This is a genomic window from Otariodibacter oris, from assembly GCF_009684715.1.
Lineage (GTDB): Bacteria > Pseudomonadota > Gammaproteobacteria > Enterobacterales > Pasteurellaceae > Otariodibacter > Otariodibacter oris.
Genome location: NZ_CP016604.1, coordinates 322,414 through 338,466 on the forward strand (window position 1 = coordinate 322,414; position 16,053 = coordinate 338,466).

The following is a 16,053-nucleotide window of genomic DNA, read 5'->3' on the forward strand; positions in this document are numbered from 1 at the left end:
GTGCTTTTTAAGTTAATAAATTATTTTTAGGAGATTGTGTTATGAATCATATTTATAAACTGAAATTCAGTAAACGTTTAGGGCAACTTATTGCTGTATCTGAGATAGCAAAAGGTTCTGAACATAAGTCTGGAGTAAATGATACTAACAATACAGAATCTTCATCACTACGTTCTTTATTTAAATTATCAATTTTAGCAGCATCTATTGGGTTATTCAGTGTAACTCAAGTTCAAGCAAACACAGTTGCAGGAGTTATTGGTATAAAGAGTGATGGCTCTGTGGGTGCGGTTGATGTAACTGTTAGTGGACGTGGTATTAGTACTTATATAAACAGAACTCAACCTGATGGTGTCAGAACAGTATCTTTGACAAATACTAAAAATCCTGGTGGCATTGATGAGTCAGTCATAATAGGGGCAGATGCTAAAGTTATTGGTAAGCAAGGCGTTGCTGTAGGATACCTTAGTGGTGCAAATGCTCAGGGTACAGCTGTTGGTACAAATGTGTACGCAAGTGGAGAGTCTTCAATTGCAATAGGTAACGATGATATTTCTTCTGTTTATCGAGATAAATTACCAGTGGGAACTGTAAGAAGATTATATGGAAATATTTATCGAGGCGATCATCCTTTTTTAACAGAAGGAAAATTTGATCAAACATATGTTAATGGAAGTGGAAGCAATTCCAAATTGATATATTCACCAACAGCTGCGACAGGGGCTGGATCTATCGCTATTGGGTCGCGTTCTCTTGCTTATGCTAATGGTTCAACCTCTGTGGGAACATTGTCATTTGCATTAGCTGATGGATCAACAGCAATTGGTTTACGTTCTTTTGTTGATGAGCATGCAAATAGTGCAACAGCAATGGGGGAAGAAGCCAGAGCTTTTGCAAGTAACACAATCTCTATTGGTAATAAATCGGAAACAGGAAATAAAGGCGCAAATGCTTACGGATATAATGCACGAGCTATTGGTGTTGGTTCTATCGCTATCGGGCAGAGTGTTGCGGCAAATGCTAAATTACAAAATCGTTCACAAAATAGATTTATTTCTGCGTTAAAAAATGTGAGTGCTTCTGGAAATACAAAAGGTTTCTTCAACAGATTGGGCGCAAGTCCAAGTCAAAATGGAATTGATTTTGAGTATCAAACTGGTAAAGATATTGTTATAGAAACAGATACTACCCAAGTTAAGAAAACATTAAAACAAAACGATCATTCTGTTGGTATCGGGTACTATGTAATTTCTAATGGGGAAAACAGTATTGGTGTTGGTTCTGCTGTAGGGGCACTAGGAGATAATTCTGTAGCAATTGGTTCACTATCTTACGTTGATAAACAAGCATCTAATGCTGTTGCGTTAGGGACAAATGCTGTAGTAAATAATGCAAGTGGTATGGCTTTAGGTGATCAAGCGTCAGTTACATTAGATAACTCTGTTGCATTAGGTTACCTCTCTAAAACAGATTATTCTGTTGAAGATTTACAATCACCAGCTTGGGTTGCAAGAGGATCTTATTCTATCCCATCTTCAACCAGAGTTGGTGTTATTTCTGTAGGTAAAAAAGGGTATGAACGTCGTATTGTTAATGTAGCTCCAGGATATAGAGATACTGATGCCGTTAATATTTCCCAATTGAAGAGTTTACAAGATAGACTAGATTTTTCTAATGCTGATAATGCAAATAGAGCAATTCATTATGTTTCCATTGATACGCTAAATCAAGGTGGATTGGGTAAAGAGTTAGCTGATTTAGAAAGAAAAGAAAATGCTTTCAAAGAATACATTAATTTAAAATCTCAACTTCTTACAGTCGATGCGAGAAGAATTGAGAGTAATGGCTCAATTGATGAAGAAAAAGTTAAACCTCTTAAAGACAGAGTAGCATCACTCGAAAAAGACGCGATGATTGCTAATTTAGTTAATAATAGTAATTTGAAAAAATTATCTTTTAATAACCAAAATGGTCAATTTAATTTTGATAAAGCTATTGCGGATATTGAGAGTGCAAGAGATAAAGATGAAAATACAGGTGCATTAACCGCACAAGAGAAACAAAAACTCACTCAATATAATTACAATAACCAAGGTGCTAAAGGTAAAGATTCTATTGCAATTGGTTACAATGCTTCTACTGCCGCAGGGTCAACTAATAGTGTAGCAATTGGTGCGAATTCTAATGCTTCATTAAATTATGACAGAATTAAAAATATAAGTGGTTACGATGTTTCAACTAATAGGGAATCTGCTGAAACATCATCTACTTGGCGTCCAACTGCAGGAGAATTTTCTATTGGGAATGATGATAGTACTCGTCGTATAACTCATGTCGCTGCTGGGGCTAGTGATACGGATGCTGTCAATGTTGCACAATTGAAAAAAGTGACAGCAGCAGCTAGTGCAAATTCTTTAGGATCATTTACAGTAAGTAGTTCTACAGATACTACAACGAGTGATAAGATTGTTGTTGATAAGAATAATCCAAACTTAGTTATCTCAGGTAAAAATGGTGAATTAGTTTCTACTGTTAGTACTACAGATAGAAAAGTTGAATTATCACTTGATCCGAGTTTGAAAAAGAAAGTTGATAATGCGTTGTCGAAAGATGATGTAAATGACAAGGCAAAATTATCTTATAAAGCTAATGGGCAAAATTCTCAGAATGTGACTTTAAGTACAGGTTTAGATTTTACCAATGGTAAGAATACCACAGCCTCTGTAGCTAAAGATGGTGTTGTTAAATTTGATTTGAATAATACTTTAACTGGTATTAGTAGTATTTCTAATAAGGCTGGTAATGCTGGAACAATAGTAACAATTGCTGATAATGGTATTAGTCTAAATAATAAGACAATTACAGGAGTTGCAGCTAGCGATATAACTAAGGATGGTAATGCTGTAGCAACAACAGGGCAATTATATAACTTAGAAAATAAACAGATCAATTTTGTAGCTAATGAAGGCTCAGTGGCTAGAAAACTAGGTGATACTTTAAATATTAAAGGAACAAAAGATTATATTATCACAAACGTTAGCGGTGACACCTTATCAATATCCTTAGATAAAAAAGCTAAAGATGCAATTGATAAAGTTGATAGTTTAGGCGATAAATCTATCATGACAACTTTCGAGATTAATGATGGAAATGAATCAAATAAAACAGTGGTGGAAAATGGAACTAAGTTATCCATTACAGGAAAACAGGATGAAATCCAAACAACTGTAACTAATAATAAAGTTGAGGTCGGTTTGGCTGAAGCTTATAAGAATAAAATTGATAATGCAGTATCAAAAGATAACGTGAATGACACAGCAACTTTATCTTATAAGGCAAATGGAGAAAATCCTCAAAATGTTACTTTAAGCAAAGGTTTGGATTTCACTAATGGTAAAAATACAACTACTTCAGTAGCTAAAGATGGTGTTGTGAAGGTTGATTTGAACGATACTTTAACAGGTATTAAAAGTGTATCCATTACCGAAGGACCAACACTTTCTAGTACTGGTATTGCTATGAATGGTAAGAAAATTACAGGATTAGCAAATGGTACTGAAGATTTGGATGCAGTGAATATTTCACAATTGAAAGGTGCATTGGCTACATTAGGTGGTACTGTTGATGGCGATACAGCTGCTACTATTGGTTCAGATGGAAGTGTCACCCAACCAAAATATAACCTAAAAGCTGGTGAAGATAAGGCATCTCCTAAGACTGGTGTTGGTTCTGCATTACATGCATTAGATTCAGCAATTTCAACATTAAAGATTGCTCAAGCTGGAACAGAAATTACGTATAAAGCTAATGGAAAAAATGCACATAGTGTTGCTTTGAACGACGGTTTAAATTTCACATCGGCATCAGATTTAAATATCACATCTAAAGAAGGCGGTGAAGTTGCATTTGAATTATCAGATACGGTTAAGAAATCACTAACAGGTGTTGGTATAGATGGTCGTGATGGTAAAGATGGAAGCACTGGAACTGCGGGTTCATATGGACCGACAGGTAAAGATGGTCTAAATGGAAAAGATGCGACGGCAAAAGCAAATGCACTACGTAATGGTGAAGCAGGGATAGTTGTTTATACCGATGCAGAGGGTAATCGCCTAATTAAAGGAAATGATGGTAATTACTATCATGTAGGTGATTTAAATGAAGATGGAAGTGTTAAAGGAAGTGCAAAACCATCAGATACGATTGTAGCTTCATTAGTTAATCCAAACGGAAACACAACAGATCCAGCTAAACTTGCAAATATTGCGAGCGGTATTGATCCGACGAAGATTGGTAATGGCACGGCAATGACAGCTGATGTTGCTAAAGGTTTAATTGCGGGTAAAGATGGTTTAAATGGAATTGTTGGAACAAGCAAGGAAGATAAAGCGAAGTTAAATACAGCGGCAACGGTAGGTGATTTACAAACATTATCATTAGCGGGCTTTGATGTTGCTGGAAATACAGGAGCAGTACATCGTAACTTAGGTGAAACATTAAGAATAGTTGGTTCAGATGCAAAAACATTTGATGGTTTCTCAACAGACAATGTGGCAACTAATGTAAAAGCAGATGGTACAGTTGAAATTGGTATTAAAGAGGCACCAACTTTCAAAGAAGTAACTTCAAATACAGTAATTGTTAAAGGTGAAAATGGTAAAGATGGTGCACCAGGAAAAGATGCGGTCTTAAGTGTAGATAAAGAAGGAAACTTAACTGTTAACAATGGTAGAGACGGAGTTAATGGTAAAGATGGTAAAGATGGCGTATCAAAAGTCTTAACAGAAGCTAATGCAGGGGATTTAACTAAGATATCCTATAAAGCGAGTGGAGATGGAGATAATGCGAAATCTAAACAAGTTAGTTTAAATGACGGTTTAAATTTCACATCGGCATCAGATTTAAATATCACATCTAAAGAAGGCGGTGAAGTTGCATTTGAATTATCAGATACGGTTAAGAAATCACTAACAGGTGTTGGTATAGATGGTCGTGATGGTAAAGATGGAAGTACTGGAACTGCGGGTTCATATGGACCGACAGGTAAAGATGGTCTAAATGGAAAAGATGCGACGGCAAAAGCAAATGCACTACGTAATGGTGAAGCAGGGATAGTTGTTTATACCGATGCAGAGGGTAATCGCCTAATTAAAGGAAATGATGGTAATTACTATCATGTAGGTGATTTAAATGAAGATGGAAGTGTTAAAGGAAGTGCAAAACCATCAGATACGATTGTAGCTTCATTAGTTAATCCAAACGGAAACACAACAGATCCAGCTAAACTTGCAAATATTGCGAGCGGTATTGATCCGACGAAGATTGGTAATGGCACGGCAATGACAGCTGATGTTGCTAAAGGTTTAATTGCGGGTAAAGATGGTTTAAATGGAATTGTTGGAACAAGCAAGGAAGATAAAGCGAAGTTAAATACAGCGGCAACGGTAGGTGATTTACAAACATTATCATTAGCGGGCTTTGATGTTGCTGGAAATACAGGAGCAGTACATCGTAACTTAGGTGAAACATTAAGAATAGTTGGTTCAGATGCAAAAACATTTGATGGTTTCTCAACAGACAATGTGGCAACTAATGTAAAAGCAGATGGTACAGTTGAAATTGGTATTAAAGAGGCACCAACTTTCAAAGAAGTAACTTCAAATACAGTAATTGTTAAAGGTGAAAATGGTAAAGATGGTGCACCAGGAAAAGATGCGGTCTTAAGTGTAGATAAAGAAGGAAACTTAACTGTTAACAATGGTAGAGACGGAGTTAATGGTAAAGATGGTAAAGATGGCGTATCAAAAGTCTTAACAGAAGCTAATGCAGGGGATTTAACTAAGATATCCTATAAAGCGAGTGGAGATGGAGATAATGCGAAATCTAAACAAGTTAGTTTAAATGACGGTTTAAATTTCACATCGGCATCAGATTTAAATATCACATCTAAAGAAGGCGGTGAAGTTGCATTTGAATTATCAGATACGGTTAAGAAATCACTAACAGGTGTTGGTATAGATGGTCGTGATGGTAAAGATGGAAGCACTGGAACTGCGGGTTCATATGGACCGACAGGTAAAGATGGTCTAAATGGAAAAGATGCGACGGCAAAAGCAAATGCACTACGTAATGGTGAAGCAGGGATAGTTGTTTATACCGATGCAGAGGGTAATCGCCTAATTAAAGGAAATGATGGTAATTACTATCATGTAGGTGATTTAAATGAAGATGGAAGTGTTAAAGGAAGTGCAAAACCATCAGATACGATTGTAGCTTCATTAGTTAATCCAAACGGAAACACAACAGATCCAGCTAAACTTGCAAATATTGCGAGCGGTATTGATCCGACGAAGATTGGTAATGGCACGGCAATGACAGCTGATGTTGCTAAAGGTTTAATTGCGGGTAAAGATGGTTTAAATGGAATTGTTGGAACAAGCAAGGAAGATAAAGCGAAGTTAAATACAGCGGCAACGGTAGGTGATTTACAAACATTATCATTAGCGGGCTTTGATGTTGCTGGAAATACAGGAACAGTACATCGTAACTTAGGTGAAACATTAAGAATAGTTGGTTCAGATGCAAAAACATTTGATGGTTTCTCAACAGACAATGTGGCAACTAATGTAAAAGCAGATGGTACAGTTGAAATTGGTATTAAAGAGGCACCAACTTTCAAAGAAGTAACTTCAAATACAGTAATTGTTAAAGGTGAAAATGGTAAAGATGGTGCACCAGGAAAAGATGCGGTCTTAAGTGTAGATAAAGAAGGAAACTTAACTGTTAACAATGGTAGAGACGGAGTTAATGGTAAAGATGGTAAAGATGGCGTATCAAAAGTCTTAACAGAAGCTAATGCAGGAGATTTAACTAAGATATCCTATAAAGCGAGTGGAGATGGAGATAATGCGAAATCTAAACAAGTTAGTTTAAACGACGGTTTAAATTTCACATCGGCATCAGATTTAAATATCACATCTAAAGAAGGCGGTGAAGTTGCATTTGAATTATCAGATACGGTTAAGAAATCACTAACAGGTGTTGGTATAGATGGTCGTGATGGTAAAGATGGAAGTACTGGAACTGCGGGTTCATATGGACCGACAGGTAAAGATGGTCTAAATGGAAAAGATGCGACGGCAAAAGCAAATGCATTACGTAATGGTGAAGCAGGGATAGTTGTTTATACCGATGCAGAGGGTAATCGCCTAATTAAAGGAAATGATGGTAATTACTATCATGTAGGTGATTTAAATGAAGATGGAAGTGTTAAAGGAAGTGCAAAACCATCAGATACGATTGTAGCTTCATTAGTTAATCCAAACGGAAACACAACAGATCCAGCTAAACTTGCAAATATTGCGAGCGGTATTGATCCGACGAAGATTGGTAATGGCACGGCAATGACAGCTGATGTTGCTAAAGGTTTAATTGCGGGTAAAGATGGTTTAAATGGAATTGTTGGAACAAGCAAGGAAGATAAAGCGAAGTTAAATACAGCGGCAACGGTAGGTGATTTACAAACATTATCATTAGCGGGCTTTGATGTTGCTGGAAATACAGGAACAGTACATCGTAACTTAGGTGAAACATTAAGAATAGTTGGTTCAGATGCAAAAACATTTGATGGTTTCTCAACAGACAATGTGGCAACTAATGTAAAAGCAGATGGTACAGTTGAAATTGGTATTAAAGAGTCTCCAGAATTTAATACTGTCGTCATTAATGGAAAAGACGGAAAAGATGGTAAATCAGCAGAGTTAGGAGTCGATGCTGATGGCAATTTAACAGTTATAAACGGAAAAGATGGTGCAGATGGAAAAGATGGTACTGCATCAAAAGTTCTAACTGAAGGCAATGTTGGTGATTCATCTAGAATTACTTACAAAGCAAATGGTAAAGATGCTCAAAGTGTCACTTTAAATCAAGGGCTAGACTTTGTTGATGGTAAGAATATTTCATCAAGTGTCGATAAAGATGGCAAAGTTAAATTTGATTTAAATGATGACTTAAAAGATTTATCAAGTATCACTTTCAAAGAGGGGGATAACGATACTACTGTTAAGTTAGATAAAGATGGTTTAACTATCACTCCAAAAGGTAATGCTGATGCAACCAATACTGTCAAATTAGTTGGTGGAAAGGATGGTGGTTCATTAACTGGATTGGAAGTTCATGATGTTAATGATGATACATTTGGCGTGGGTGATAATGCTGGTAGAGCAGCGACAGAAGGTCAAGTTAAATCAATTGCTGATAAAGCGGATAATCGTTTAGAAAAACTTGAAAGTGGTGAGGTTGGAACGGTAGTTTATACTGATGCTAAAGGAAATCGAGTGAAGAAAGCCAAAGATGGTGAATATTACTTAGTAAATGACATACTCAAAGATGGTAATGCAAAAGCTAATGCTAAATCAATATCAGCAGAGGATGTCCGTCTTAGCACAGTCAACGCCAATGGTTCTACCAAGGAACCTACCATTTTAAGTAATATTGCAGATGGCGAAGTCTCAGAAAATAGTAAGGATGCTATAAATGGTGGACAATTGAACCGTAGTGTAAGCAATATTATTGGTAGTGATTATGTAGAGTTTAAAGGCGGTGTTGCTAATCTGAAAGTAGATGCATTTGATAATTTTACAAATAATAGAGGTGAATCTAATGTTCCACATAATCTTGTGGATGCTGTAAATCGTTTAAATACAGGAGGTTCACGTTTTGTTAAGGTAAACGAACCTGCAACAGCTCCATCGGCTCAAGCGAATGGTACACATTCTGTAGCTATCGGTTCAGGTGCCGTAGCAAATAAAGCAGATAGTGTGGCTATTGGTAGAAATGCTGTTGTTAAAGATGATGCTGTGGATGGAAGTGTTGCATTAGGAGCAGGTTCTGAAGTGGGAGCTGCTCATAGACCAGATAATAGTCAAAATCCAGGTCAAGTAGTTGAAATGTATGGTTTGTCAGAAGCACTAGATCCAAATAATCCTGATGCTCGTGTTGCGGGTCGACGTGAAGATGCAAGTGTTGTATCTGTTGGTTCAGTTGGTAATGAACGTCAAATTCAGCATGTCGCACCAGGTGTATTAGGTAGAAACTCAACAGATGCTGTGAATGGTAGTCAGTTATTCCAAACAAATCAGCAAGTCTTAAAAAATAGTCAACGAATTGAAAGTATTGGCGGTCAAGTTAATAATCTCTATTCGACTACAAATAAATTAAGACATGAGCTTCGTCGCGGTGTTGCTTCATCCGTTGCGACTGCTAGTTTACCATTGCGTTATGTTCCAGGTAAAACTTCTCTAGCTGTTGGTGCAGGTTCTTATAAAGGAACTCAAGCTGTAGCATTTGGTTTAGCTAGAACATCAGATAATGGTAAATTATCAATAAAGGTTAATTCAGGTTATAGTAATGGTGATGCAACCTTTGGTGCTGGTGTTGGGTATGTTTGGTAATATTTACACACCAACAATTTAAGTTAGTGATTCTTACTAGTTAAATTATTTTTAAAGAGCTAAGTTTTATCCTAAGGTAGACTTAGCTCTTTTTATATCTATAGAGAAATATATTTAAATATTATGGTAAGATACCTATAAATTTTTACAGTATTTGATTTATGATGAATATCGAACAAATATGGTTTTATGCCATCATCGCATTACTGACTTTTATTGTCATTTTTCTTATCTTTTTACAATCTCGCTATAAACGAGATGTTGTTGAATTACAACAAGATCTAAACCAATCACAAGCACAGTTAAGTGAATTATCACAAAAATATGATGGACTTGCACAAGATAAAAATAAGTTAGAACAATGGGCAATTCAGCAACAAACCCGAGCTGAAAGTACGTCAGAACGCTTGCAAGAACGAGATACTGCTATTCAACAATTACAGCAAAAGATTGAACAGGCTGAAAATGCTGAAAATCAGTTAGAGCGTTATATTAATGAATTAAAGGAAAGAGTAGGTTCTGCACAAGCGAAGGTTGAAGGTTTGGAAGAACAACTTCAATTAAGCCAACAACATTTGAATAGTAAGCAGCAAGAGGTTCAAACTCTCTCTACAAAATTTATTCAATCACAACAAGAACTGACTGAAATTAAAACTACATTAAGTGAGAAACAGGCAAATTTTGAAAGCCAAAAAAAACAATTTCAAGAGGTTCGTCAACAACTCAATACCGAGTTCCAACATCTTGCTCAACAAATTTTGGAAGAGAAAAGTAAGTCATTTTCAGAAAGTAATCAGTCTGCCTTAAATTTACTGCTTAAACCCTTTAAAGAGCAAATTGAGGGATTTCAAAAACGTGTTAATGAAGTACATACGGAAGCGGTTAAAGGTAATGCAAATTTAGAGGCGGAAATTAAGCGAGTGTTAGATATTGGACTATCAATGTCGCAAGAAGCACAAAATCTGACAACGGCTCTGAAAGGCAATAATAAAGTGGCAGGGAGCTGGGGAGAAATTCAGCTTGAAAGTGCGTTACAGTCGGCAGGGTTATTATCTGGCGAGCATTATGTGGCACAGGAAAGTTATCGTGATGAAGAGGGTAAACGCTTTGCCCCAGATTTCGTGGTGAAATTACCAGATAATAAACATCTTATTTTAGATAGTAAAGTGTCATTAGTTGCCTATGATCAAGCGGTGAGATCCGAGGATAATTTTGCAATTTCTAAAGCGTTAGACGAGCATTGCCGTTCACTTAGATCTCATATTGATGGACTTTCTAAGAAAAATTATAGTAGCTTAATTGGCATAAAAAGCCCTGATTTTGTATTGATGTTTGTGCCGATTGAGCCTGCTTATATTGAAGCTTTAAAACATGATCCTCAATTATTTAATTATGGCTATGAGCGCAATGTGATTTTGGTTTCGCATACGACCTTAATGCCTATTTTGCGTACTGTAGCGAATTTGTGGCGGATTGAACGAGGCAATGCAGAAGCGCGTGAAATCAGTGAAAAAGCAGGGGATATTTATAATCAAGTTTGTACCATAGCAGAACGTTTATCTAAGTTAGGAAACTCATTAACCACAGCAAGTAATCACTACAACAATACAGTCACAGCATTGGTTGGAAAGCAAGGGTTAGTGGGCAAAGTGGAACGTTTCCAACAACTATCGAATAAAGCGGGTCAAACTTTACCACAAGTTGAATTATTGGCGAATGATTGGGATATCACACGTTTAGAACTGATAGTAGAAAAAAGCGAAGAACAAGGTGATGCGTAATGTTGTTAATTATTGATAATCATGATTCTTTTACCTTTAATTTGGTCGATTTGTTACGTAAGATTGAAGTGGAAAGTACCGTTATCTCTGTCGAAGATCTTAATTTAGATAAGATTGAACAGTTCAGCCATATTATGATTTCACCTGGTCCAGAAGTGCCTAGAGCCTATCCTATATTATTTGAAATGTTGGAGCGTTATCATCAAACGAAATCTATTTTAGGTGTGTGCTTGGGGCATCAAACGATTTGTGAGTTCTTTGGTGGAAAATTATATAATTTGAGTACAGTCCGCCACGGACAACAAAAAACTTTAATGCAAGCAATCTCAAATCCTATTTTTGCTAATCTACCCGATAACTTTAAAATCGGACTTTATCATTCTTGGGCAATTTTGCAAAATTCTCTCACAAACTCACCGCTTGTGGTTACTTCATTGTGTGAGGAAAATGTGGTCATGGCCGTTAAACATTCTTCACTTCCCATTTATGGCGTACAGTTTCACCCAGAATCCTTTATTACCGAATACGGTGAACAAATGCTACGGAATTGGCTGAGTGGGGTAAAATGCCCCCTAATTATATAGAACATATATAGAGAGCATATCTGTTAATTAGTGCATTTGCGGTTTGTTTTCCATTTTAGGCTTGGCAAAATGGCTATGCAGGAAGAGTGTGATAACACGAAGGTATTCTATGATTTCTTCCCCTGCTTCTAATAATTCTTGATTGTCATCTTGCTCATCGTAACCAAGTTTTGTAATTTCTTCTAAGTCGTTAAGGGCTTCATTTACTTCTTCTGTTGCCTCTTTCTCAATTGTCGGTTGCGCTAAACCTAATCCTAAAAGGAAATGGCTCGTCCATTCTGCAATACCATCGGCTAAGGTAAAGCCATTTTCATCCTCAGGTAGCCAGAGTGAGAATAAGGTATCAACTTCATCAAAGCCATCATTGAGCTGTTGATAAAAGTCAGAAAGATCTTTCAAAGGTATTTGAGAAAACGCATGTCCATCATTAGTGAATTGATAAGTGAGCGTCTTCCAAGATTCATCTTGAATACCACCAGAAACTAACCCACTCAAAAAACCATGGAATTCAGCAGGTGAATAGTTTATTTGAAGAGTCGAAATTAACTGTTTTAAGTCATTAAGTTTTAAAATTGCCATACTTTGCTATTTTCTTATTTATATAAAGAATGGCATAATAACAAAAAATTATGTTTTAGTGAGGATTTCCTGATAATGTCAAAAAATAATATTGAATTATCCCTGTTCGGGCAGGTTTTACGTTTGTATTGTCCACCAGAGCACCAAGATTTCCTTCTGGCTTCAGCTAAACGTTTAGAAGAACGTGTAGCAACATTAAAAGAGCAATCAGGTATAATTCAGCTTGAAAAAGTATTGTCTATTGTGGCGCTGAATCTCAACTATGAATTAGAGCAAGAACAACGTAAAAATGTTGAGAATAAAAATGTATTAATGTCTTGTGTCCAACAGTTAGATAGCTCATTGGCTAAATTCCAATCAAGTGAATTAGATAGTGTTATAATTGAGCAGGAAAATACCGAAAAGTAAGCTTTTATGTATTTTATTGATCTGAACACTAGGAAAATGATGTAAATTCCGTTACTATCTTATCTGCCTGAGGTGTTCGTTGTTAGTTACGTCCCTGAGCCGATATTTAAAACTCTTTGAGTTGAATGACTAATTGTTGGTGAGCAGGCTCGCTTGCGAGAAGCCTAAAAACGATTGATTTCGACTCCCTTGAACCGTATGGTTCAAGGACTACAACTAATAACGGCACTTTGGGTCTTTTATGAGTACAGAATATCAAAAAAGTCAGCAGGATTTATTTCGTCATCAAGTCAGAAAGTTAATACGCGCTAAACGCTTATTACTCTCCCCATCCGAGCAAGATTTTGCTGCAAAGTCTATTATTTCTCCCTCTTTTCAGCTTATAGAACAGAATAATGCAGAAAAATTAGCATTTTATTTGCCTTTTGATGGTGAGATCTCGCCGCTTGAATTAATTAATTATTTAAGAATAAAAGGTAAAAAAATTTATTTACCCGTTTTACATCCCTTTTCAGCTAATCAATTATTATTTCTAGAATACGATGATGATACCGATTTAGAAAAAAATCTTTTTGGTATTTTACAACCTAAATTAGATATAAGAAAAGTGTTGCCTACGAGTGAGTTAGATATGATTTTTACACCCTTGGTAGCTTATGATACTAGAGGTAATCGCTTGGGAATGGGAGGTGGCTTTTATGATCGTACCTTGGCACAATACCCTGATATTGTAAGTGTAGGGTTAGCTCATCGTTGTCAGCAAGTCGATTCATTACCGATTGAACATTGGGATATTCCTTTAAAACATTTAATTATTGGAGAGAGTCAGAAATGAAATTTAAACTTCCCCCCCCTGTATTATTTATAATTTCAGCCTTGATTATTTACTTTCTTCCAAATGATATATTTCCTTATTATGATTTTTTTCTACCAATTTCAATAATAAGTTTTATCTTTAGTGCATTATTAGCAGTCTTTTCTCTGATTGCTTTTTATCAGAAAAAGAATAGCTTAGATCCTATTCACTTAGAAAAAACAACAATATTAGTGACACATAGTATTTATCGTATTAGCCGAAATCCGATGTATCTTAGTTTAGCTATGCTGTTAATTGCATGGGCATTATGGGTAGGCAATTTACTTGGTTTGGTTGTTGTAGGTGGTTTTATTTACGCTATCACATGTTTTCAAATTATTCCAGAAGAGCAATTTTTAGAGAAAAAATTTGGAGTAGCTTACTTACAATATAAGAAAAAAGTAGCAAGGTGGTTATAATAAGCGGTAAGATTTATCCCATCTTTTGCAAATTAAATTAAAAAATAACAGGAGAATACATTATGCAAACTAATTTAACGAATTATGAAGAAACTATTTTCAGTAAAATTATTAGAAAAGAAATTCCTGCAGCAATTGTTTATCAAGATGATTTAGTTACTGCATTTCGTGATATTTCACCGCAGGCAAAAACACATATCTTAATTGTACCGAATAAATTTATCCCAACGATTAATCATGCGACACAAGAAGATGAAGCAGCGTTAGGTAGATTATTTACTGTAGCAGCAAAAATTGCTAAAGAAGAGGGAATTGCTGAAAGTGGATATCGCTTAATTGTAAATTGTAATCAAGATGGTGGACAAGAAGTATACCATATCCATATGCACCTTGTGGGCGGAGAACCTTTAGGGAGAATGTTAGCGAAATGATGAATAACTTAAAGCGATCTTTTTTACTTGGATTTGTTGGATTACTTTCTGCTTGTATTAGCAATCAGGAAAGTTATTTACCTGTCGAAAATAAACCTATCGTGAATATAGAACAGAATATTGCTCAATATATTCAAGTGGATGCAAAACCGACAACTTTAATTATAACAAATATTTCTCAACAAGCTACTCAAGTTGTATATAAGTTCTTTTGGTATGATCAAGAGGGTGTAACACAAAATTCGATGAATCTAACAAATGATGAGTGGCATAATTTAGAATTAGCTCCACAAGAAAAACGAGAAATACCAGCGATCAAACCTACAGTTGAATCGGCTAATTATCGTGTATATTTACGTAGACAATAATGAACTCATTAGAGTGGCTTACTGATTATCGCCAACAACTAGTCAGCAAATTAGATGATTTGGCAGGTTTGACTGCTTGTAGCCAGATGGTGACTTTGTCAAATGGTGAGCGATATGTGTTACGCCGACAAAATGAGCGTGCCACTAATTACGGTATTGATTACCAGCAAGAAGCTAAACTTTTACAGTTAATAAAGCCTTTGAATATTGCACCTGAACCCATTTATTTTGACGAAGAATCGAGTTTACTCTATTGGATTGATGGTGATGTACCTAAGGCCTTTTCCTCTGAGCTATTAGAGAAGATTGCCGTGCATTTAGCAAAATTGCATACTTTTGATTATCAAGCGGTAGGTTCTTCAACATTTATTGCAAAATTAGACTTAGCCGAACGTTGCCAATATTTATGGAACAAGTTACCGCTTGTTAAGCGAGAAAAACTTCCATTTTCAAATGATTTCCCTTCTATCATTCCTTTCACACAAAGTATTTGTCATCATGATGTTCATTTAGGTAACTTAATAGAGCATGGTGAGCAATTATTTTTAATTGATTGGGAATATGCAGCAATTTCTGATCCTGCATTAGACATTGCATTATTTTTGCAGGCTAATGCTCTCTTAGCAGAGGAAAAATCACTCTTTTTAAAATGCTATTTTAATGCTACTGGATTTGATGAGACAGCTTATCTAGCAAAGGTAGAAGAGTATATGCCAGAGATAGAGAAGTTAAACCTATTGTGGTCAGCATTTTAGTTGAATCGTAAAGATAAGAATTATTTTCATTTATTTAAAAATAAGGTGTTGACATTATAGGTGATAATCATTATCATTTAATCACTTCAAAAAATAATAGGTAATCACTCCAACTCCTTACGCCTTATTCCCCCACAAGATAAGGCGTTTTTTCGTCTTCTGCTCTCGATTTTTTATAATCAACATAAGTTAAATACATTTTTAGTTTGATCGTAAGATAAATATTTTTTCATCTATTTTTAAATAAAGTGTTGACAGTAAAACTGAGAATCATTATCATCTAATCACTTCAAAAATAATAGGTAATCACTCCAACTCCTTGCGCCTTATTCCCCCACAAGATAAGGCGTTTTTTTTCGTCTTTTCCCTATGATTTTCAATGGATCTCGTTATAATAAAATAATATTTATTATTAATAGA

The 16,053-nt window shown here is 35.7% G+C and carries 10 protein-coding genes and 1 other RNA gene; 10 read left to right on the forward strand and 1 reads right to left on the reverse strand.

The window, feature by feature from the left end:
* The first annotated feature begins 41 nt into the window (after positions 1–41).
* The 3 genes from A6A10_RS01525 (at position 42) to A6A10_RS01535 (ending at position 11,817) form a co-directional block, all read left to right on the forward strand.
* The gene (locus tag A6A10_RS01525) at positions 42–9,452 is read left to right on the forward strand and encodes a YadA-like family protein (protein ID WP_154399689.1); all 9,411 of its coding nucleotides are present in this window, start codon (positions 42–44) and stop codon (positions 9,450–9,452) included.
* A gap of 164 nt (positions 9,453–9,616) precedes the next feature.
* Complete coding sequence (locus A6A10_RS01530) at positions 9,617–11,233, forward strand: DNA recombination protein RmuC (RefSeq protein WP_121124322.1); 1,617 nt, start codon at positions 9,617–9,619, stop codon at positions 11,231–11,233.
* Positions 11,233–11,817: an anthranilate synthase component II gene (locus A6A10_RS01535; RefSeq protein WP_121124308.1), complete on the forward strand. Its 585-nt coding sequence runs from the start codon at positions 11,233–11,235 to the stop codon at positions 11,815–11,817. The genes A6A10_RS01530 and A6A10_RS01535 overlap by 1 nt, the downstream gene beginning before the upstream one ends.
* Before the next feature lie 27 nt (positions 11,818–11,844).
* Here A6A10_RS01535 and A6A10_RS01540 read toward each other — a convergent pair whose 3' ends face one another.
* Positions 11,845–12,396 (reverse strand): UPF0149 family protein, encoded by a 552-nt coding sequence (locus tag A6A10_RS01540; RefSeq protein ID WP_121124306.1) that lies wholly within the window; start codon positions 12,394–12,396, stop codon positions 11,845–11,847.
* Between the two features lie 75 nt (positions 12,397–12,471).
* On the opposite strand from A6A10_RS01540, the gene A6A10_RS01545 reads away from it, so the two are divergent.
* The 7 genes from A6A10_RS01545 (at position 12,472) to A6A10_RS01575 (ending at position 15,633) form a co-directional block, all read left to right on the forward strand.
* Positions 12,472–12,804 (forward strand): cell division protein ZapA, encoded by a 333-nt coding sequence (locus A6A10_RS01545; RefSeq protein ID WP_121124304.1) that lies wholly within the window; start codon positions 12,472–12,474, stop codon positions 12,802–12,804.
* 61 nt (positions 12,805–12,865) lie between these two features.
* Positions 12,866–13,045, forward strand: a non-coding RNA gene (gene ssrS / locus A6A10_RS01550) — 6S RNA.
* Entirely contained in the window at positions 13,046–13,639 is a 594-nt protein-coding gene (locus A6A10_RS01555) for a 5-formyltetrahydrofolate cyclo-ligase (protein WP_121124303.1), read from the forward strand.
* On the forward strand, positions 13,636–14,079 hold the full coding sequence (locus tag A6A10_RS01560) for a methyltransferase family protein (RefSeq protein WP_121124300.1): 444 nt from the start codon (positions 13,636–13,638) through the stop codon (positions 14,077–14,079). Before A6A10_RS01555 ends, A6A10_RS01560 begins: the two co-directional genes overlap by 4 nt.
* A 62-nt stretch (positions 14,080–14,141) precedes the next feature.
* A complete protein-coding gene (locus A6A10_RS01565) occupies positions 14,142–14,510 on the forward strand; it encodes an HIT domain-containing protein (RefSeq protein ID WP_121124298.1) in 369 nt (122 codons plus the stop codon).
* Positions 14,507–14,878: a DUF1425 domain-containing protein gene (locus A6A10_RS01570; protein WP_229583612.1), complete on the forward strand. Its 372-nt coding sequence runs from the start codon at positions 14,507–14,509 to the stop codon at positions 14,876–14,878. The genes A6A10_RS01565 and A6A10_RS01570 overlap by 4 nt, the downstream gene beginning before the upstream one ends.
* A complete protein-coding gene (locus tag A6A10_RS01575) occupies positions 14,878–15,633 on the forward strand; it encodes a choline/ethanolamine kinase family protein (protein WP_121124296.1) in 756 nt (251 codons plus the stop codon). The genes A6A10_RS01570 and A6A10_RS01575 overlap by 1 nt, the downstream gene beginning before the upstream one ends.
* The last annotated feature ends 420 nt before the right edge of the window (positions 15,634–16,053 follow it).

What these genes read in the sequence shown, in the direction of transcription:
- A6A10_RS01565 (WP_121124298.1), top strand. Translation starts at nt 14,142, where the DNA reads ATGCAAACTAATTTAACGAATTATGAAGAAACTATTTTCAGTAAAATT.
- A6A10_RS01535 (WP_121124308.1), top strand. Translation starts at nt 11,233, where the DNA reads ATGTTGTTAATTATTGATAATCATGATTCTTTTACCTTTAATTTGGTC.
- A6A10_RS01525 (WP_154399689.1), top strand. Translation starts at nt 42, where the DNA reads ATGAATCATATTTATAAACTGAAATTCAGTAAACGTTTAGGGCAACTT.
- A6A10_RS01575 (WP_121124296.1), top strand. Translation starts at nt 14,878, where the DNA reads ATGAACTCATTAGAGTGGCTTACTGATTATCGCCAACAACTAGTCAGC.
- A6A10_RS01530 (WP_121124322.1), top strand. Translation starts at nt 9,617, where the DNA reads ATGAATATCGAACAAATATGGTTTTATGCCATCATCGCATTACTGACT.
- A6A10_RS01570 (WP_229583612.1), top strand. Translation starts at nt 14,507, where the DNA reads ATGATGAATAACTTAAAGCGATCTTTTTTACTTGGATTTGTTGGATTA.
- A6A10_RS01545 (WP_121124304.1), top strand. Translation starts at nt 12,472, where the DNA reads ATGTCAAAAAATAATATTGAATTATCCCTGTTCGGGCAGGTTTTACGT.
- A6A10_RS01555 (WP_121124303.1), top strand. Translation starts at nt 13,046, where the DNA reads ATGAGTACAGAATATCAAAAAAGTCAGCAGGATTTATTTCGTCATCAA.
- A6A10_RS01560 (WP_121124300.1), top strand. Translation starts at nt 13,636, where the DNA reads ATGAAATTTAAACTTCCCCCCCCTGTATTATTTATAATTTCAGCCTTG.
- A6A10_RS01540 (WP_121124306.1), bottom strand. Translation starts at nt 12,396, where the DNA reads ATGGCAATTTTAAAACTTAATGACTTAAAACAGTTAATTTCGACTCTT.